Source organism: Streptomyces sp. SM18 (assembly GCF_002910775.2).
Taxonomy (GTDB): domain Bacteria; phylum Actinomycetota; class Actinomycetes; order Streptomycetales; family Streptomycetaceae; genus Streptomyces; species Streptomyces halstedii.
In genome coordinates, this window is the sequence record NZ_CP029342.1 from 3183586 (window position 1) to 3202137 (window position 18552).

At 71.7% G+C, this 18552-nt stretch carries 14 protein-coding genes and 1 rRNA gene; 3 read left to right on the top strand and 12 right to left on the bottom strand.

Translation table 11 applies throughout. The features are described 5' to 3' along the window. Positions 1-156 precede the first annotated feature (156 nt). The 11 genes from B9S64_RS14125 to B9S64_RS14180 form a co-directional block, all read right to left on the bottom strand. Positions 157-1682, bottom strand: a 16S ribosomal RNA gene (locus tag B9S64_RS14125). A gap of 1014 nt (positions 1683-2696) precedes the next feature. Beyond that, positions 2697-3506: a pyrroline-5-carboxylate reductase gene (proC, locus tag B9S64_RS14135; protein ID WP_103490524.1), complete on the bottom strand. Its 810-nt coding sequence runs from the start codon at positions 3504-3506 to the stop codon at positions 2697-2699. 58 nt (positions 3507-3564) lie between these two features. Then, a complete protein-coding gene (locus tag B9S64_RS14140) occupies positions 3565-4323 on the bottom strand; it encodes an ABC transporter permease (protein WP_103490523.1) in 759 nt (252 codons plus the stop codon). Further along, a complete protein-coding gene (locus B9S64_RS14145) occupies positions 4320-5099 on the bottom strand; it encodes an ABC transporter ATP-binding protein (protein ID WP_103490522.1) in 780 nt (259 codons plus the stop codon). The genes B9S64_RS14140 and B9S64_RS14145 overlap by 4 nt, the downstream gene beginning before the upstream one ends. A gap of 163 nt (positions 5100-5262) precedes the next feature. Further along, complete coding sequence (locus tag B9S64_RS14150; protein WP_103490521.1) at positions 5263-6066, bottom strand: class I SAM-dependent methyltransferase; 804 nt, start codon at positions 6064-6066, stop codon at positions 5263-5265. A gap of 138 nt (positions 6067-6204) precedes the next feature. Continuing rightward, positions 6205-6762 (bottom strand): hypothetical protein, encoded by a 558-nt coding sequence (locus B9S64_RS14155; RefSeq protein WP_103490520.1) that lies wholly within the window; start codon positions 6760-6762, stop codon positions 6205-6207. Between the two features lie 97 nt (positions 6763-6859). After that, positions 6860-8710 (bottom strand): dihydroxy-acid dehydratase, encoded by a 1851-nt coding sequence (gene ilvD, locus B9S64_RS14160; protein WP_103490519.1) that lies wholly within the window; start codon positions 8708-8710, stop codon positions 6860-6862. 141 nt (positions 8711-8851) lie between these two features. Further along, positions 8852-10117: a PQQ-binding-like beta-propeller repeat protein gene (locus tag B9S64_RS14165; protein ID WP_103490525.1), complete on the bottom strand. Its 1266-nt coding sequence runs from the start codon at positions 10115-10117 to the stop codon at positions 8852-8854. A gap of 177 nt (positions 10118-10294) precedes the next feature. Further along, the gene (locus B9S64_RS14170) at positions 10295-10921 is read right to left on the bottom strand and encodes a TetR family transcriptional regulator (RefSeq protein WP_103490518.1); all 627 of its coding nucleotides are present in this window, start codon (positions 10919-10921) and stop codon (positions 10295-10297) included. Further along, on the bottom strand, positions 10918-11739 hold the full coding sequence (locus B9S64_RS14175) for a sugar phosphate isomerase/epimerase (RefSeq protein WP_103490517.1): 822 nt from the start codon (positions 11737-11739) through the stop codon (positions 10918-10920). The genes B9S64_RS14170 and B9S64_RS14175 overlap by 4 nt, the downstream gene beginning before the upstream one ends. Before the next feature lie 229 nt (positions 11740-11968). Beyond that, a complete protein-coding gene (locus tag B9S64_RS14180; protein WP_103490516.1) occupies positions 11969-12916 on the bottom strand; it encodes a Ppx/GppA phosphatase family protein in 948 nt (315 codons plus the stop codon). Positions 12917-12957: 41 nt separating this feature from the next. On the opposite strand from B9S64_RS14180, the gene B9S64_RS14185 reads away from it, so the two are divergent. Further along, positions 12958-13797: a hypothetical protein gene (locus B9S64_RS14185; protein WP_103490515.1), complete on the top strand. Its 840-nt coding sequence runs from the start codon at positions 12958-12960 to the stop codon at positions 13795-13797. A gap of 90 nt (positions 13798-13887) precedes the next feature. Here B9S64_RS14185 and B9S64_RS14190 read toward each other — a convergent pair whose 3' ends face one another. Next, positions 13888-15783, bottom strand: coding sequence for a hypothetical protein (locus B9S64_RS14190; RefSeq protein WP_109492053.1), 1896 nt, complete (start codon positions 15781-15783; stop codon positions 13888-13890). Positions 15784-15918: 135 nt separating this feature from the next. Here B9S64_RS14190 and radA point away from each other — a divergent pair, with 135 nt between their 5' ends. Then, the gene (gene radA / locus B9S64_RS14195) at positions 15919-17331 is read left to right on the top strand and encodes a DNA repair protein RadA (protein ID WP_103488682.1); all 1413 of its coding nucleotides are present in this window, start codon (positions 15919-15921) and stop codon (positions 17329-17331) included. A gap of 80 nt (positions 17332-17411) precedes the next feature. Beyond that, complete coding sequence (disA, locus tag B9S64_RS14200; protein WP_028442179.1) at positions 17412-18536, top strand: DNA integrity scanning diadenylate cyclase DisA; 1125 nt, start codon at positions 17412-17414, stop codon at positions 18534-18536. The last annotated feature ends 16 nt before the right edge of the window (positions 18537-18552 follow it).

Below are 18552 nucleotides of genomic sequence, written 5' to 3' on the forward strand. Positions count from 1 at the left end.
CGACCTGTCCCTCACCACGTTCCACGCCGAAGCAGTACTAGCAGTGATTGACCTGTCGTGCCGAGTAGTCAACGTTCCACCCATGAGCTAACCACCGTCGAACATTTGCCGACGTAGTGGCCCTCGATTCCTTGACGGAACCTCGATGCTCCTTAGAAAGGAGGTGATCCAGCCGCACCTTCCGGTACGGCTACCTTGTTACGACTTCGTCCCAATCGCCAGTCCCACCTTCGACAGCTCCCTCCCACAAGGGGTTGGGCCACCGGCTTCGGGTGTTACCGACTTTCGTGACGTGACGGGCGGTGTGTACAAGGCCCGGGAACGTATTCACCGCAGCAATGCTGATCTGCGATTACTAGCAACTCCGACTTCATGGGGTCGAGTTGCAGACCCCAATCCGAACTGAGACCGGCTTTTTGAGATTCGCTCCGCCTTGCGACATCGCAGCTCATTGTACCGGCCATTGTAGCACGTGTGCAGCCCAAGACATAAGGGGCATGATGACTTGACGTCGTCCCCACCTTCCTCCGAGTTGACCCCGGCAGTCTCCTGTGAGTCCCCATCACCCCGAAGGGCATGCTGGCAACACAGAACAAGGGTTGCGCTCGTTGCGGGACTTAACCCAACATCTCACGACACGAGCTGACGACAGCCATGCACCACCTGTATACCGACCACAAGGGGGGCACCATCTCTGATGCTTTCCGGTATATGTCAAGCCTTGGTAAGGTTCTTCGCGTTGCGTCGAATTAAGCCACATGCTCCGCTGCTTGTGCGGGCCCCCGTCAATTCCTTTGAGTTTTAGCCTTGCGGCCGTACTCCCCAGGCGGGGAACTTAATGCGTTAGCTGCGGCACCGACGACGTGGAATGTCGCCAACACCTAGTTCCCAACGTTTACGGCGTGGACTACCAGGGTATCTAATCCTGTTCGCTCCCCACGCTTTCGCTCCTCAGCGTCAGTAATGGCCCAGAGATCCGCCTTCGCCACCGGTGTTCCTCCTGATATCTGCGCATTTCACCGCTACACCAGGAATTCCGATCTCCCCTACCACACTCTAGCTAGCCCGTATCGAATGCAGACCCGGGGTTAAGCCCCGGGCTTTCACATCCGACGTGACAAGCCGCCTACGAGCTCTTTACGCCCAATAATTCCGGACAACGCTTGCGCCCTACGTATTACCGCGGCTGCTGGCACGTAGTTAGCCGGCGCTTCTTCTGCAGGTACCGTCACTTTCGCTTCTTCCCTGCTGAAAGAGGTTTACAACCCGAAGGCCGTCATCCCTCACGCGGCGTCGCTGCATCAGGCTTTCGCCCATTGTGCAATATTCCCCACTGCTGCCTCCCGTAGGAGTCTGGGCCGTGTCTCAGTCCCAGTGTGGCCGGTCGCCCTCTCAGGCCGGCTACCCGTCGTCGCCTTGGTAGGCCATCACCCCACCAACAAGCTGATAGGCCGCGGGCTCATCCTTCACCGCCGGAGCTTTTAACCCCGTCCCATGCGGGACAGAGTGTTATCCGGTATTAGACCCCGTTTCCAGGGCTTGTCCCAGAGTGAAGGGCAGATTGCCCACGTGTTACTCACCCGTTCGCCACTAATCCACCCCGAAAGGCTTCATCGTTCGACTTGCATGTGTTAAGCACGCCGCCAGCGTTCGTCCTGAGCCAGGATCAAACTCTCCGTGAATGTTTTCCCGTAATCGGGATGAACACCACGAGAGCGGAACGACCAGGTCGGAATAAGACCGGTCGTTCACAGCGTCCTCGCTATGTTTCGCCTACCCGCATCCATTACGGACCGGGCAGGTCTTTTCAAAGGAACCACCAACCTGCCGAAGCAGGCCGGGGTATCAACATATCTGGCGTTGACTTTTGGCACGCTGTTGAGTTCTCAAGGAACGGACGCTTCCTTCGGTCCCGTTTCACCGGGGCCCTCCGGGCGCTTCCCTTCGTTCTTGCGTTTCCGACTCTATCAGACTCTTTCGTGTCCGATTCCCGGTCGAAGCGGGTCTTGCGTCTTCCGCTTTCCAGTTCTTCGCTTTCGCGTTTCCCTTTCCGGCGAGTCCGACTCTATCAGATCCTTTCGGGCCTGATTCCCAGTCAGCGGGGTTCGTCCTCCCGGCCGTTGGGCCGTTCCGACGAGTGAGACATTAGCGGAATCCCTGGCCCCGACGCTAATCGGGTCACCTTCGAACGCTGATTCCTCATTTCGCACACGCGCACATACAAAACGCGCGACAGATGTCGCTCGATTGCTGTGGAGACTGCGGAATGGCTGCCCGGGGACCGACCGAGGTCGGCGCTCACGTCGGACAACTCGGAGCACACTACGGAGGTCACCGGGCTCTGTCAACCCCGGCCCGCGCCCACTCCCGAGCCGGTACGGGCGACGGTGGCCGCAGGGTGCGTGCCGAGCCGCCTCCCCGCACGGCCGGCACGCGGTGGCCGCCCCTCCCGGAGCCCCGGCGGCGGGATGTCGCCGGTGGCGGCGACCGGACTGCTTGACCACCCTGACCTGCGGTGATGCCTGGACGATCGGTCGGTGCCCCGGTCACGCACCCCGGTGCGACCGGGGAGCGACCGGGGAACGGCGGACGACCGTACGGGCGGGAGAGCCGGCCCGTACGGCCGGTCCCTGTGGTCGTGGGCCACTCCGCCGTACGGGTCAGCTCGGGGCCCACGGGTGCGGGGCGGGCCCGGCTCAGCCGTTGCCGGAGGCCAGTTCGCGGCTGCGGTCGCGGGCGGCTTCGAGTGCGGCGATGAGCGCGGCGCGCACACCGTGGTTCTCCAACTCCCGGATGGCGCTGATGGTGGTGCCGGCCGGGCTGGTCACGGCCTCACGGAGCTTGACCGGGTGTTCACCGCTGTCCCGGAGCATGACGGCGGCACCGATCGCGGCCTGCACGATCAACTCGTGGGCCTGGGCGCGGGGCAGTCCGAGGAGGATGCCGGCGTCGGTCATGGCCTCCACGAGGAAGTAGAAGTACGCGGGGCCCGACCCGGAGAGCGCCGTGGCGGCGTCCTGCTGGGACTCCGGGACACGCACTGTCTTGCCCACGCCCCCGAAGATCGTGTCGGCGAGGGCGAGATGGTCGGGCGTGGCGTGGCTGCCCGCCGAGATGACGGACATGCCCTCGTCCACGAGGACGGGAGTGTTCGGCATGACGCGGACCACCGGGGTCCGCTCGGCGAGGCGGTCCTCGATGAACGCGGTCGTGATGCCGGCGGCGGCGCTGATGACCAGGCGGTCCGAGGTGACGTGCGGGGCGAGTTCGTCCAGGAGGGTGCCCATGTCCTGGGGCTTGACCGCGAGGATGAGGATGTCCGCGCTCTTGGCGGCCTCCGCGTTGGTGACGGCCTCGACGCCGTACCGGGTGCGGAGCTTCTCGGCGCGTTCGGCGCGGCGGGTGGTCACCAGCAGGTCACCGGCCCGCCAGCCGGCCCGGATCATGCCGCTGAGCAGGGCCTCGCCGATCTTTCCTGTACCGAGGACTGCGACTGTCTGGGTCATGCGGTTTCACCCTCCGGGCGGCGGTACGCGACGTTGCCGCCATCCTCGCACCGGGCCGTCAGGCGGTGCGGCGTCGGAGGGTGGCGGCACCCAGGAAGAGGACGAGCAGCGCGGAGCCGGCCACGACCAGGACGTCACGGTAGAAGTCGGCGGTGACCTCCGTACGGGTCAGGACCTGGTTCATCCCGTCCACGGCGTACGACATGGGCAGGACGTCCGAGACGGCTTCGAGGACCGGGTGCATCCGGTCGCGCGGGGTGAACAGGCCGCACAGCAGCAGCTGCGGGAAGATCACCGCCGGCATGAACTGGACGGCCTGGAACTCGGAGGCGGCGAAGGCCGAGACGAACAGGCCGAGCGCCGTGCCGAGCAGGGCGTCGAGCAGCGCGACCAGGAGCAGCAGCCAGGGCGATCCGACGACGTCGAGGCCCAGGACCCACACCGAGAGCCCGGTCGCCAGGAGGGACTGGAGGACCGCGACGGTGCCGAAGGCGAGGGCGTACCCGGCGATCAGGTCGCCCTTGCCCAGCGGCATGGCCAGCAGGCGTTCCAGGGTGCCGGAGGTGCGTTCGCGCAGGGTGGCGATCGAGGTCACCAGGAACATCGTGATCAGCGGGAAGATGCCGAGCAGCGAGGCGCCGATGGTGTCGAAGGTGTCGGGGCTGCCGTCGAAGACGTACCGGAGGAGCGTGATCATCAGCGCCGGGACGATCAGCAGGAGGGCGACGGTACGGGGGTCGTGGCGGAGCTGGCGCAGGACGCGTGCCGCGGTGGCCAGGGTGCGGGCCGGGTCCGCCACGGGGGTGCCGGTGCTCATCGGGAGTTCTCCTGCCGGGTGGCGGCCGTGTCCACGAGGTGGAGGAAGGCCTGTTCGACGGTGTCCGAACCGGTACGGGCACGCAGGGCGTCGGGGCTGTCGTCGGCGAGGACCGTGCCCTCGCGCATGAGCAGCAGCCGGTGGCAGCGCTCGGCCTCGTCCATGACGTGGGACGAGACCAGGAGGGTGGTGCCCCGGTCGGCGGCGAGGGCGTGGAAGAGGTCCCAGAGGTCGCGCCGGAGCACCGGGTCGAGGCCGACGGTCGGTTCGTCGAGCACCAGGAGCTCGGGGGTGCCGAGCAGAGCGACGGCCAGGGAGACCCTGCTGAGCTGGCCGCCGGAGAGGTTCTTGGCGAGCGCGTCCGCGTGGCTCGCGAGATCGACGTCCCCGAGGGCGCGGGTCACCGTGTCCCGCCGGGCGCTCCGGTGCGCCCGGCCCGGACGGAGCACCGCGGCGAAGTAGTCGAGGTTCTGCCGGACGGTGAGGTCGGAGTAGACCGACGGGGCCTGGGTGACGTAGCCGACGCGCGGGCGCAGCGCGGGGTGGCCCGCCGGATGACCGAGGACGTCCAGGGTGCCGGTGACCTTGGCCTGGGTGCCGACGACGGCGCGCATGAGGGTGGACTTGCCGCAGCCGGAGGGGCCGAGGAGACCGGTGATCCTGCCGGCCCCGACCGTGAAGTCGAGGGAGCGCAGGACGGTGCGGTCGCCTCGTACGACCGTGAGGGCACGGGCCTCGACGGCGTTCGCGCCCGCGTCGGCCGCTTTATTCATCATGTGATGAATTCTGGTCCCGGGTGTGGTGCCCCGTCAAGGCCCGGGGTCTGGTGCCCCGTCAAGGCCCGGGTGTGGTGGCCCCGTCACGGGACGCGCTCCCGGGCGGGCCGTGGACGCGGCACGGGTGCGGCCGGGCGGCGCGGGCCGCCCGTGCGGGAGGGGTTCAGCGGCCGGGAGCGTCTGCCTCCGCCACGCCCGCCCCGTCCACGACCATCAGCCCGAGATCGACCACATAGCGCTCCTCGACCCTCCCGTCCGGGAAGACGTCGGCGAGGTGGCGGCGCTCCTCGTCCAGGAAGGCCCGCGTCCTCGCCTCCTCGTCCGCGCCGCGCACGAGGAAGGCCGAGTGGCTGGCCAGGTTGGCGAGATGGGTCTCCACCGGCACGGCCCGGCCCCAGGGCAGCCGCCGCCGTGCGAGGGCCCCGGCGGGGAGCGGCGATCCGGCGCGCGCCGAGCCGTGGGCGCTGTCGCCGGTCCCGAAGTGGCGGCGCAGGCGTTCGTCCTGTGCGGCGATCCAGGGGACGTCGTGGTCGGCGACGTTCCACCAGAGCGCCAGGGCGCCGCCGGGCCGCAGGACGCGTACCGCCTCGGGCAGCGACAGGGCCGGGTCCGTCCAGTGCCAGGACTGCGCGTAGGTGAGGAGGTCCACGGAGGCGGTGGCCAGCGGCAGCCGGTTGCCGTCGCCCCGGACGACGGGTACGGACGGCAGCGCCCGGTGCAGTTCGGCGGCCATGCCCGGTCCGGGCTCGACGGCCGTGACCTGGGCGCCCCTGGCCTGGAGCAGCCGTGTCGCGATGCCCGTCCCGGCGCCGACATCAACGGTCCGCGCGCCCTTCAGGGGGCGGCCGGACAGCTCTTCGACCGTGTCGAAGAGGGCGGGCGGATAGCCGGGGCGGTTCGCGGCGTACGCGGCGGCGGCCCGGTCGAAGGAGAGGACGCGGGGCGTGGACGCGGATGGTGTCTGCATGCCCCATCGTGTTCCACGTCCGGGCGGCGGGTCCACGGTGTCGCCACCCGCCGGGCGCGCTACCGCCGGCCGGGACCCTTCGCCCTGCCCCGCGGCGGGTCCACGGATACGCCACGGATACGCCACGGTCCGGCGCGGCTATCCCCGGCCGGGGCGCTTCCCCTTGCCGTTCTTGCCGCTCTTGCGGGCCGCCGGGTTGCCGGTGCGGGCGGAGCGGCGCTTGGTGTACTGCGCGAGGGCCGTCTCGTACTCCGTGCGCCGCAGCTTCTCGCCGGGCGCCTCGGTCAGCGAGCGGACGAAGTAGGCGAGGAGCGAGCCGATGAACCCGATCGACTTGAGGCCGCGCAGGCTGTCCTCGCGGGACGGATCGGCCGGGCGGCGGGAGAAGCCGTCCCAGGTCCGGCGGAAGGCGATGGCGCTGCACACCGCGAACATCAGCACGACGAGCATGCCGACGAGCCCGTCGACCTCGGCGATCTCCAGCCCCTGGTAGGCGAAGCGCAGGACCAGGCAGGAGACGGCGGCCGCCACCAGCGAGCCGGCCGCGACGCCCACGCGCCGCAGCCCGTATCCGCCGTCGTGGCCGACCCAGGTCGTCCCGAAGAACCTCAGGGGTTCGGGCTGCGGGCCGGGGGGCGTCCCCTGCGGGGTGGCGCCGCCGGCGGGTGCGTCGGTTGCCTCACTGTTCTCGCTCACACGACCCATTGTCCCGTACCCCCCGAAGCCCGGACGCGGTCCGGCCCCGGCCGCCGGTGACAGCGGGCGGGGCCGGACGGCGCGCTTGGAGCGTGTTTCAGCCGAGCTTGGAGACGTCGCGGACCGCGCCCCGGTCCGCGCTCGTGGCCATCGCCGCGTAGGCGCGCAGCGCCGCCGAGACCTTGCGTTCGCGGTTCTTCGGCGCGTACACGCCGTTCAGCGCCTCGCGGCGGGCGGCCAGCTCCGTGTCGGTGACGAGGAGGTCGATCGTACGGTTCGGGATGTCGATCCTGATCCGGTCGCCGTCCTCGACCAGCGCGATCGTGCCGCCGGACGCCGCCTCGGGCGAGGCGTGGCCGATGGAGAGGCCGGAGGTGCCGCCGGAGAACCGGCCGTCGGTCACCAGGGCGCAGACCTTGCCGAGGCCCCGGCCCTTCAGGAACGACGTCGGGTAGAGCATCTCCTGCATGCCGGGACCGCCGCGCGGGCCCTCGTAGCGGATGACGACGACGTCGCCCGGCTCGATCTCCTTGCGGAGGATCTTGTCGACGGCCTCCTCCTGCGACTCGCAGACCACGGCCGGTCCCTCGAAGGTCCAGATCGACTCGTCGACGCCCGCCGTCTTCACGACACAGCCGTCCACCGCGAGGTTCCCCTTGAGGACCGCCAGGCCGCCGTCCTTGGAGTACGCGTGCTCCAGGTCGCGGATGCACCCGCCGGCCGCGTCCAGGTCGAGGGTGTCCCAGCGCTCCGACTGCGAGAAGGCGGTCGCGCTGCGGACGCAGCCCGGGGCGGCGTGCCAGAGCTCGACGGCCTCGGGGGACGGCGAGCCGCCCCGGACGTCCCAGGTCTTCAGCCACTCGGCGAGGGTGTCGGAGTGCACCGCGTGCACGTCCTCGTTGAGCAGACCGCCCCGGTGCAGCTCACCGAGGAGGGCGGGGATGCCACCCGCGCGGTGGACGTCCTCCATGTAGTACGTGCCGCCGGGCGCGACGTTGGGGGCGACCTTCGACAGACAGGGCACGCGGCGCGAGACCTCGTTGATGTCGTCCAGGTCGTAGTCCAGCTCGGCCTCCTCCGCCGCGGCGAGCAGGTGCAGGATCGTGTTGGTCGAACCGCCCATCGCGATGTCCAGCGCCATGGCGTTGTCGAACGCGGCGCGGGTGCCGATGGAGCGCGGCAGGACGGTCTCGTCGTCCTGCTCGTAGTAGCGCCTGGTGATCTCCACGACCGTGCGGCCGGCCTCCTCGTACAGCGCCTTGCGGGCGGTGTGCGTGGCGAGGACGGAGCCGTTGCCGGGGAGGGAGAGGCCGAGGACCTCGGTCAGGCAGTTCATCGAGTTGGCGGTGAACATGCCCGAACAGCTGCCGCAGGTGGGGCAGGCGTTCTCCTCGATGCGGAGGATGTCCTCGTCGGAGACGTTCTCGTCGACCGCGTCGCTGATGGCGTTGACCAGGTCGAGCTTGCGGACCGTGCCGTCGACCAGGGTGGCCTTGCCGGCCTCCATCGGGCCGCCGGAGACGAAGACGGTGGGGATGTTGAGGCGCATCGCGGCCATCAGCATGCCCGGGGTGATCTTGTCGCAGTTGGAGATGCAGATCAGGGCGTCGGCGCAGTGCGCCTCGACCATGTACTCCACGCTGTCCGCGATGAGGTCGCGGGAGGGCAGGCTGTAGAGCATGCCGCCGTGGCCCATGGCGATGCCGTCGTCCACCGCGATGGTGTTGAACTCGCGGGGCACCGCGCCCGCCGCCTTGATCGCCTCGGAGACGATCCGGCCGACCGGGGCGAGGTGGGTGTGGCCGGGCACGAACTCGGTGAAGGAGTTGGCCACCGCGACGATCGGCTTGCCGATGTCCTCGCTCGCTACGCCGGACGCCCGCATAAGGGCGCGGGCGCCCGCCATGTTGCGGCCGTGGGTGACAGTGCGGGACCTCAGCAGGGGCATCGTCGCTCGCTCCTTCGACAGAAAAGACTGTCTCCGAGCGTACGCCTCCGGTGCCAAGATCTGGACAGTGTGTCCGTTATGCGGGATGTGCTGGCTCGGTGGACGGCGGGGGCGGCGCCCGCGCCACGCCCCCGCCACAGGTCACACGGCCGGGAGCCCCTGGATGCGCCGGGCGTGCAGCGCGGCGAGCCGGGTGCCGCCCGCGGCCACGTACCACTGCTCGATGTCGCCCGTACCGTCGTTGTACGTCCAGCGGAGTTTGCCGTCGCGGGCGTCGTAGGCGTGCACGCCGCCCCGCTCGTCGAACTCCGTCGCCCCGTAGAGGGTGTCCCCCACCTTCGCGAACTGGACGGGGGCCGCGACGTCGGTCTGCGCGGGGGTACGCCACCGGCGCCTGCCCGTGGCCGGGTCCACCGCCCAGACGGACCGGCCGCTGTCGGAGGCGTACAGCACCCCGTCGAGCACGGCCGGGCCGTTGAACGAGGAGAACTCGTCGGCCTTCAGCGACCATCGCTCGGTGCCGCCGTCCACGTCGAAGGAGCGCAGCGAGCGGCCGTCCGCGACGAAGACCGCGCCCTCGTGCACGGCGATCCTCGCGAAGTTGGAACGGCTGGTCTTCTTCGTCCACAACTGGCGTCCGGTCGCGGTGTCCCGGACGGTCAGGTTCTCGCGGTGGTCGGTGTAGACGAGGCGGTCGCCGAGCACCGCCGAGGTGATCCCGGACTCCTCGGTCCCGGCGTCCCGCCGCTCGCTCCAGACGGCCTTGCCGGTACGGAGGTCGATGGCGGCGATCACGTTGTGGTGCGAGGAGAGGTCCTTCTCCAGGATGCCCGCCACGACGTACACGCGTTCGGTGTCGGCGCCGACCGGGCGGGGCTGGCTGTACCGGCTCCCGAGGTGGCTGCGCCAGGTCTCCTTGCCGGTGGCGGGGTCCAGGCCCACCACGTCGCCGTCGTACTGCCCACTGGCCAGGTACAGCGTGTCCCCGCCCATGATCAGCCGCGCGCCGGGCACGGCGACCTCCGCGCGGGACCAGCGCTCCTTCCCGGTGGCGATGTCCCGGCCCACCAGCGGGTCGCCCGAGACCAGCACCACGTCCCCGACGACGGCGAGCGCGTCCAGGCTGCCGAACGCGCCCGCCGCCGCGTCCTCCTGCCACAGGGCGCGGGGCGCGGTTCCCGGGGGCGGTGTGGTGAAGGCGTCGCCGTCCTTGTCCGTACCGGGCTCCGGGGCACCGGACCCCGGACCGGCGCCGCCCGGTGTGTCCGCGTCCTCGGGCCCGCAGGCGGTGATCAGCCCTCCGGCCAGGACGAGTCCCAGGCCCGCGCCCGCCATCCGCAGCAGGCCCCTGCGGGGCAGGGCGCTCTCCGCGGGCGCGTCCGGTCTGTCCACGGTCCGATGCGTCATGGTCTTCTCCCCCATGTGTCGCCGAGGGCCTGCGTCCGGCCCGCCGGTCCCGCACAGCCAACCATCGGGATCCGGCCATGGTCACCCTCTGATACCGAGCCGCGACAGCGTTGTGAAGCCACCGGCACAGCCGTCCCGCGACCCGGACCCGGCCCGGCGCCCGGTTCGGGACCCCGCTCAGCGCTCGGTGAGGTACCGCTGGAGCGTGGGCGCCACCATGGCGACGATCCGCTCCGGGTCGGCGGAGGCCAGCGGCTCCGCCCGGACCACGTACCGCAGGACGGCGATCCCGATCATGTGCGAGGCGGCCAGTTCGGCGCGGAGGGTCGGGTCGGGCACGTCCAGGTCCGCCGCGATCCGCTCCAGCAGCCGGCGCAGGACGAAGCCGCGCAGCACGTCCGCCGCCTTCTCGTGGGTGAGCGCCGAACGCATGATCGCCAGCAGCGGCGCCCGGGACACCGGGTTCTCCCACACACCGATGAAGTAGCGGGCCAGCCGCTCCCCCATGTCGTCCGGGGGGCCGCCGAGGATCGAGGGGAGGACGAGCGCGGGTTCGAAGGACAGCTCGACGGCCGCCGCGAAGACCTCGTCCTTCGTACCGAAGTAGTGGTGGACCAGGGCCGGGTCCACGCCTGCCGCCCTGGCGATGCCCCGGACCGACGTCCGGTCGTACCCGCGCTCGGCGAATTCCGCGCGGGCCGCCCGGAGGATGGTGTCCCGGGTGTCCGGGCCGCCCTCCTTCGCCGTACGGGAGGGGCGCCCCCGGCGCCGGGGGGCCGGGCCGTCCGTGCCGCCGGTCGTCACGTGCGCGGGGCCCGCGAGGACGACAGGTGCAGCCGGGTGAAGGCGAGCGCCTCGGCGAGGTCCGCCTCGCGTTCGGCCGAGGACATGGCGCGGCGGGTGTTGACCTCGATGACGACATGGCCGTCGAAGGAGGTGTGCGCCAGCCGTTCCAGCAGCTCGGCGCAGGGCTGGTCGCCCCGGCCGGGCACCAGGTGTTCGTCCTTGGCGGAGCCCTTGCCGTCGGCGAGGTGGACGTGGGCGAGCCGGTCGCCCATGCGGTCCACCATGGCGAGGCCGTCGGTACGCGCGGTCGCGGTGTGCGAGAGGTCCACGGTGAAGTGCCGGTAGTCGTCCTGGGTGACGTCCCAGGCGGGGGCGTACGCGAGCACCTCGCGGTCCCGGTAGCGCCACGGGTACATGTTCTCGACGGCGAACCGCACATCGGTCTCGTCGGCCATGCGCCAGATTCCGTCCACGAACGCGCGGGCGTAGCCGCGCTGCCAGCGGAACGGCGGGTGCACGACCACCGTCGAGGCCCCGAGCTTCTCGGCAGCCGCCTGGGCCCGCCGGAGCTTCACCCACGGGTCGGTGGTCCAGACCCGCTGGGTGATCAGCAGACAGGGGGCGTGGACGGCGAGGATCGGCACCTGGTGGTAGTCGGACAGGCGCCGCAGCGCCTCGATGTCCTGGCTGACGGGGTCGGTCCAGACCATGACCTCGACGCCGTCGTAGCCCAGGCGCGCGGCGATCTCGAAGGCCGTCGCCGTCGACTCCGGATAGACCGAGGCCGTCGACAGGGCGACCTTCGCATCCGGGACGCGCACCACTGGTTCTGCCACGTGGACAGCGTACGGGCACCCATGGGCGGCTTCGCGGGTCGCCGGTCGAAAGTGAGAAGGGCCATGACGGGCGGCGGCGGAGGACCGGGGGGCCTCGTCCCGGACGGCGACGGAGGCCCGGCGGCGTCCGGCCACGCCGGCCGGGCTCAGGTCACCGCGTCAGGCGTGAGAGGCCCGACCGTGTCCGTCGCGGACGGAGGCCCGACCGTGTCCGTCGCGGCGGCCGGGCTCAGGTGACGGCGTCCTCCCCGGTCGGCAGGTGGTCCAGGCGGCGCAGGATGACGCCCTCGCGCAGCGCCCAGGGGCAGATCTCCAGCTCCTCGACACCGAACAGGTCCATCGCGGCCTCCGCAACCAGCGCCCCGGCGAGCAACTGCCCGGCGCGGCCCTCGGCGACCCCGGGCAGGCTCCCGCGTTCCTCGGCGGACATCGAGGACAGCTTCGGCACCCACTCCCGGAGCGCCTCGCGGTTCAGGACGCGCTGGACGTAGAGGCCCTCGGCGGAGCGTGCGGCACCGGTGATCCTGGCCAGCTGCTTGAAGGTCTTGGAGGTCCCCACCACATGGTCCGGCGGGCCCAGCCGGGCGAAGTCGCCGACCGTGCGCGCGATGCCCGTACGGATGTGGCGGCGCAGCTCCCGTACGGCCGTCGGGTCCGGCGGGTCGCCCTGGAGCCAGCCCGCGGTGAGGCGGCCCGCGCCGAGCGGCAGGGAGGCGACGGCGTCGGGCTCCTCGTCCATGCCGTACCCGATCTCCAGGGAGCCGCCCCCTATGTCGAGCAGCAGCAGCTTCCCCGCCGACCAGCCGAACCAGCGGCGGGCGGCCAGGAACGTCAGCCGGGCCTCCTCCACGCCGCTCAGCACCGTGAGGACGACACCGGTCTCCTCCTTGACGCGGGCCAGCACGCGGTCCGCGTCGGTCGCCTCGCGCACCGCGGAGGTGGCGAACGCCAGCACGTCCTCGCAGCCCTTGTCCTCGGCCGCCTGGACGGCGCCGGCGACCGTGGCCACCAGGCGCTCCATGCCCAGCGGGCCGATCGCCCCCTCGGCGTCGAGGAGTTCGGCCAGCCGCAGGTCCGCCTTGTGCGAGTGCGCGGGCAGCGGGCGGGCGCCGGGGTGCGCGTCGACCACCAGCAGATGAACCGTGTTCGATCCCACGTCGAGGACTCCGAGTCTCATACCGGGAAACGCTACTGCGGCCACGGACTTACCCTGGGCGCGTGCCAAAGACGAAAAAGGCGAAGCCGGACAAAGTCACGAAGAAGCAGAAGACGAAGCAGGAGATGCGCCAGCCGGAAGCAAAGGGGCCCGACGTGCCCGACGAGAAGGGGCTCGACTTCGCGCGGGCCTGGGTCGAGTTCCCCGACCCCGCCGACGACGAGCAGGTCTTCCGCTGCGATCTGACGTGGCTGACCTCCCGGTGGACCTGCGTCTTCGGCAGCGGCTGCCAGGGCATCCAGGCGGGCCGCGCGGACGACGGGTGCTGCACGCTGGGCGCGCACTTCTCCGACGAGGACGACGAGAAGCGGGTGGCCGGGCACGTGGCCCGGCTCACTCCGGAGATCTGGCAGTTCCACGACGTCGGTACGGAGTCGGGCTGGGTCGGTGTCGACGAGGACGGGGAACGCCAGACGCGGCGCTGGGAGGGTTCCTGCATCTTCCAGAACCGGCCGGGGTTCGAGGGCGGCATGGGCTGCTCGCTGCACATCCTGGCCCTGCGGGAGGGCAAGGAGCCGCTGGAGACCAAGCCCGACGTGTGCTGGCAGCTGCCGGTGCGGCGGACGTACGACTGGATCGACCGGCCGGACGACACGCGCGTGCTCCAGGTCTCCATCGGGGAGTACGACCGGCGCGGCTGGGGGCCGGGCGGGCACGACCTGCACTGGTGGTGCACCTCGGCGACCTCGGCGCACGGGGCGGGGGAACCGGTCTACGTCAGCTACCGGCCCGAACTCGTCGAGCTGATGGGCAAGGAGGCGTACGACCAGCTGGTCGAGCTGTGCGAACAGCGGCTGGCCTCGCTGCTCCCGATGGCCCCGCACCCGGCCGACCCGGTCTGAGACCCGCGCCGGACCCACCGGACCGGACCACCGCACCGGACCACGCCGGACCACCGGGCCGGATCCGCCGCACGGATCCGCCGGTCGTGGTCATTCGTGGTCGGCCGGCCGGCGGGCCGAGGTCTCGCCCGGTGCTGTCGGTGGGTCGGACGGCACCGGTGCGGAGGGTTCGCCGGTCGGGGACGGCGTGGGGTCGGGCGTGCCCGGGGTGGGACCGGTCGGGCCGGGGGTCGGCTCGGTGGGCTCCGGCGTGCCCGGCGTCGGGTCCGGCGACGCGGACGGCGGGACGGACGCGGTCGGGTCGGGAGATCCGGAGGACGGCGCCGGGTGCGGGGCCGGGCGTCCCGGGACCGTGGTCGTGCCGCCGCGGCCGGAGAGCGTGACCGCGGACCCGGAGGGCTCCAGGACCACCCGGGCGCGCCAGGGTCCGGCCGGTTCGGCGGCCCGGTCCACCACGACGTCCAGCGTCGTGGAACGGCCGGGCGCGAGCGTGCCGGACACCCGGCCGAGACGCAGCCACGGGGCGGTGGCGCGGGCCGACCAGGAGACGGGTTCGTCACCGGTGGCGGTCAGGATGATCGTCGTACGGCCGCCGGAGGAGCGCGCGGCGATCCTGAGCGTGCCCGCACGGTGCCCGCCGTGGCCGACGCTGACGACCTCGGCGGACACGTCGGGCCGCCGGTCGCCGCCGGTGAAGCGGCCCCCCGGGTCGAGGCGGGCGTTGCCCGCGTTCTCGTAGTGGTCGGTCGGCTCGCCGGAGGGGTTGTCCGGGCCGCCCATCGCCGTCGCGGTGACCGAGGAGCCCTCACGGCCCTCGCCGGCCGGCGGCGCACCCCGGTAGGCGGCCCACAGGGCGATCACCGGGGCGGCGACGACCGTGGCCACGACGGTGGTCGTCACGACCCGGGAGCGCAGCCGGGTGCGGCGCGCGGCGTGGTCCTTGGGGTCCAGCGGGAAGCCCGTACGGCCGAAGCGCGGGGCGCCCGAGCGGGTCCGGCGGGCCTGGGCCAGCGCGACGTGCACCGAGGGGCGCGGCGCCTCGACCACCGGCAGCGCGACGGCCGGGGTGACGGTCGCGCCCGGCCAGGGTCCGGCCGCGCCGGCGCGTTCGGCGGCGTGGCGGCAGCGGGGGCAGTCGTCCACGTGCCGGACGAGCTCCCGGCGCAGGGCCGAGGAGAGCAGCACCTGAGGGGCGCCGGTGAGCCGGCCGACGGTGGCGCAGTCGCCCGTCTCGACGACGGCGAGCGCGGCCCTGGTGCGTTCCACCTCGCAGGCGGCGGCGGCCAGCAGCTCGCGGGCGCTGCCCGGCTGGAGGCCCAGGACGGCGGCGACGGCGCGCGGGGTGAGGCGGTGGCGGACGGCCAGCTCCAGCGCCTCGCGCTGCTCCGGGGTGGTACCGGCCGCCTCCGGCCAGGCCAGCCGGGCGAGTTCACGCCGGCGCGCCTCGGCCGCCGGTGACCGGGCGGGGTCCGGGACATGGCCGGATTCGGGGGCGGGGTCGCAGCCGGGGTCCGGGGCGCGGTCGAGGTCCGGGGCGGCCGCCTCCTCCGGGGTGCCGGGCGCGGCGGGGGTGACGGGCTCGGGCGGTGCGCAGGGCGGTGGGGCTGCCGCGCGGCGGTGCGTCTGGCGGCCGCGCTTCCGTTCGGTGAGGGCGCGCAGGCACGCCCACCTGGCCAGGGCGTACAGCCAGGATTTACGTTCCTCCTCGGCCGCGGGGCAGCGGCCGTGCTGCCGTTCCGCGATCGCGAGGACGGAGCCCAGGGCCTCGGTGGCCGCCTCGTGGTCGCACAGCACGGAGAGGCAGTAGGTGAACAGGCCGTCGAGGTACGGCTCGTAACGGACGGACGCCCGCTGAGCCGAGGGGCGGGACGCGCGGCGAAGCGCCCGGTGTACGCCGGTGGTGTGTGTGGGGGTCTCCAGTCTGCTGCTCGTCACCTGGCGACCGTAGGCAGACCGGCACGGGCCCCTGACGGCACTTCTGCACATTTAATCCTTACGGGTGACGCTATCCCTCGAAAGAGGACAGGAACCCCGGTTCCCGCCGGACGTCCCCCTTCGTGCACCTGTTCGCTTCCCGTTCCCGTGGTCGGCACTGTCCGAGGCCGCCTATACGGTGACGCCATGGCTGCCCGTACGAAATCCGCGAAGGACCGACCGTCCTACCGCTGCACCGAATGCGGCTGGACGACCGCCAAATGGCTCGGCCGCTGCCCGGAGTGCCAGGCCTGGGGGACGGTCGAGGAGTTCGGCGGTGCCCCCGCCGTCCGGACCACCGCCGCGGGCCGGGTCTCCACCGCGGCCCTGCCGATCGGCCAGGTGGACAGCCGGCAGGCCACGGCGCGCTCGACCGGCGTCGGGGAGCTGGACCGGGTGCTCGGCGGAGGGCTGGTGCCCGGCGCCGTCGTGCTGCTCGCGGGCGAGCCGGGGGTGGGCAAGTCGACGCTGCTGCTGGACGTGGCGGCCAAGGCGGCGAGCGAGGACCACCGCACGCTGTACGTCACGGCGGAGGAGTCCGCGAGCCAGGTGCGGCTGCGGGCCGACCGCATCCGGGCCATCGACGACCATCTGTACCTGGCCGCGGAGACGGACCTGTCCGCGGTGCTGGGGCACCTGGACGCGGTCAAGCCCTCCCTGCTGGTCCTGGACTCCGTGCAGACGGTCGCCTCGCCGGAGATCGACGGCGCCCCGGGCGGCATGGCGCAGGTCCGGGAGGTGGCGGGCGCCCTCATCCGGGCCTCGAAGGAGCGCGGCATGTCCACGCTCCTGGTCGGCCACGTCACCAAGGAGGGCGCGATCGCCGGGCCCCGGCTGCTGGAGCACCTGGTCGACGTGGTGCTCTCCTTCGAGGGCGACCGGCACGCGCGCCTCCGGCTCGTCCGGGGCGTCAAGAACCGCTACGGCGCGACGGACGAGGTCGGCTGCTTCGAGCTGCACGACGAGGGCATCACCGGTCTCGCCGACCCCTCGGGCCTCTTCCTGACCCGCCGCGACGAGCCGGTGCCGGGCACCTGTCTGACGGTCACCCTGGAGGGCAAGCGCCCCCTCGTCGCGGAGGTGCAGGCGCTGACGGTCGACTCGCAGATCCCCTCGCCCCGGCGCACGACCTCCGGGCTGGAGACGTCCCGGGTCTCGATGATGCTGGCCGTCCTGGAGCAGCGGGGCCGGATCAGCGCGCTCGGAAAGCGGGACATCTACAGCGCGACGGTGGGCGGTGTGAAGCTCACCGAACCCGCGGCGGACCTGGCGATCGCGCTGGCGCTGGCCAGCGCGGCCGGCGACACACCGCTCCCGAAGAACCTGGTGGCGATCGGCGAGGTGGGGCTGGCGGGCGAGGTCAGAAGGGTCACCGGGGTGCAGCGCAGACTGGCCGAGGCGCACCGCCTGGGGTTCCGGCACGCCCTGGTCCCCCGGGACCCCGGACGGGTCCCGTCCGGTATGAAGGTCACAGAAGTCGCCGACATGGGTGACGCCCTGCGCGCCCTTCCCCGCCGCTCTCGCCCGGACGGACCACGGGAGGACGGCGCACGCCGGTAGACTTTGCCCTGGTCTCGCCCGCCCGTACGAACGGTATGAGGGACGCAAGGGCACCCCAAACCTGTGACCGGAGGAGTGCAGTGGCAGCCAACGACCGGGCAGCATCGCCCGGAAAGTCCGGCCAAGGCACGGGGAACGAGGCGCTGATGCGCGCCTCCCTGAGCGCGGTCGCGCCCGGAACGGCCCTCCGTGACGGCCTGGAGCGCATCCTCCGCGGCAACACCGGAGGCCTGATCGTCCTCGGCATGGACAAGACCGTCGAGTCCATGTGCACCGGCGGTTTCGTGCTGGACGTGGAGTTCACCGCGACCCGGCTGCGCGAGCTGGCCAAGCTGGACGGCGCCCTGATCCTCGACAAGGACATGACCAAGATCCTGCGGGCCGGTGTGCAGCTGGTCCCGGACGCCGGCATCCCCACCGAGGAGACGGGCACCCGTCACCGCACGGCCGACCGCGTCTCCAAGGCGTGCGGGTTCCCCGTCGTCTCGGTGTCCCAGTCGATGCACCTGATCGCGCTCTACGTGGACGGGGAGCGCCGGGTCCTGGAGGAGTCCTCCGCGATCCTCTCCCGCGCCAACCAGGCACTCGCCACGCTGGAGCGGTACAAGCTGCGGCTGGACGAGGTCGCCGGCACGCTCTCCGCCCTGGAGATCGAGGACCTGGTGACCGTCCGGGACGTGACGGCGGTCGCCCAGCGCCTGGAGATGGTGCGGCTGATCGCCACGGAGATCGCCGAGTACGTGGTGGAGCTGGGCACCGACGGCCGGCTTCTGGCCCTCCAGCTGGACGAGTTGATCGCGGGAGTGGACCCGGAACGCGAGCTGGTCGTCCGCGACTACGTGCCGGAGCCGACCGCCAAGCGGTCGCGCACGGTGGCGGAGGCGCTGGACGAGCTGGACACGCTCACCCACACCGAGCTGCTGGAACTCCCCGTGGCGGCACGCGCCTTGGGCTACAGCGGGTCGCCGGAGTCGCTGGACTCGGCGGTGTCACCGAGGGGTTACCGGCTGCTGGCGAAGGTGCCGCGGCTGCCGGGAGCGATCATCGAGCGGCTGGTGGAGCACTTCGGCGGCCTCCAGAAGCTCCTCGCCGCCAGCGTGGACGACCTCCAGGCGGTCGACGGGGTCGGCGAGGCCCGCGCGCGCAGCGTGCGGGAGGGACTCTCGCGCCTGGCGGAGTCGTCGATCCTCGAACGGTACGTCTGAGCCCTGGACGACGGTA

What these genes read in the sequence shown, in the direction of transcription:
- B9S64_RS14180 (WP_103490516.1), bottom strand. Translation starts at nt 12,916, where the DNA reads ATGAGACTCGGAGTCCTCGACGTGGGATCGAACACGGTTCATCTGCTG.
- B9S64_RS14150 (WP_103490521.1), bottom strand. Translation starts at nt 6,066, where the DNA reads ATGCAGACACCATCCGCGTCCACGCCCCGCGTCCTCTCCTTCGACCGG.
- B9S64_RS14145 (WP_103490522.1), bottom strand. Translation starts at nt 5,099, where the DNA reads ATGATGAATAAAGCGGCCGACGCGGGCGCGAACGCCGTCGAGGCCCGT.
- radA (WP_103488682.1), top strand. Translation starts at nt 15,919, where the DNA reads ATGGCTGCCCGTACGAAATCCGCGAAGGACCGACCGTCCTACCGCTGC.
- B9S64_RS14190 (WP_109492053.1), bottom strand. Translation starts at nt 15,783, where the DNA reads ATGTGCAGAAGTGCCGTCAGGGGCCCGTGCCGGTCTGCCTACGGTCGC.
- proC (WP_103490524.1), bottom strand. Translation starts at nt 3,506, where the DNA reads ATGACCCAGACAGTCGCAGTCCTCGGTACAGGAAAGATCGGCGAGGCC.
- B9S64_RS14140 (WP_103490523.1), bottom strand. Translation starts at nt 4,323, where the DNA reads ATGAGCACCGGCACCCCCGTGGCGGACCCGGCCCGCACCCTGGCCACC.
- B9S64_RS14165 (WP_103490525.1), bottom strand. Translation starts at nt 10,117, where the DNA reads ATGACGCATCGGACCGTGGACAGACCGGACGCGCCCGCGGAGAGCGCC.
- ilvD (WP_103490519.1), bottom strand. Translation starts at nt 8,710, where the DNA reads ATGCCCCTGCTGAGGTCCCGCACTGTCACCCACGGCCGCAACATGGCG.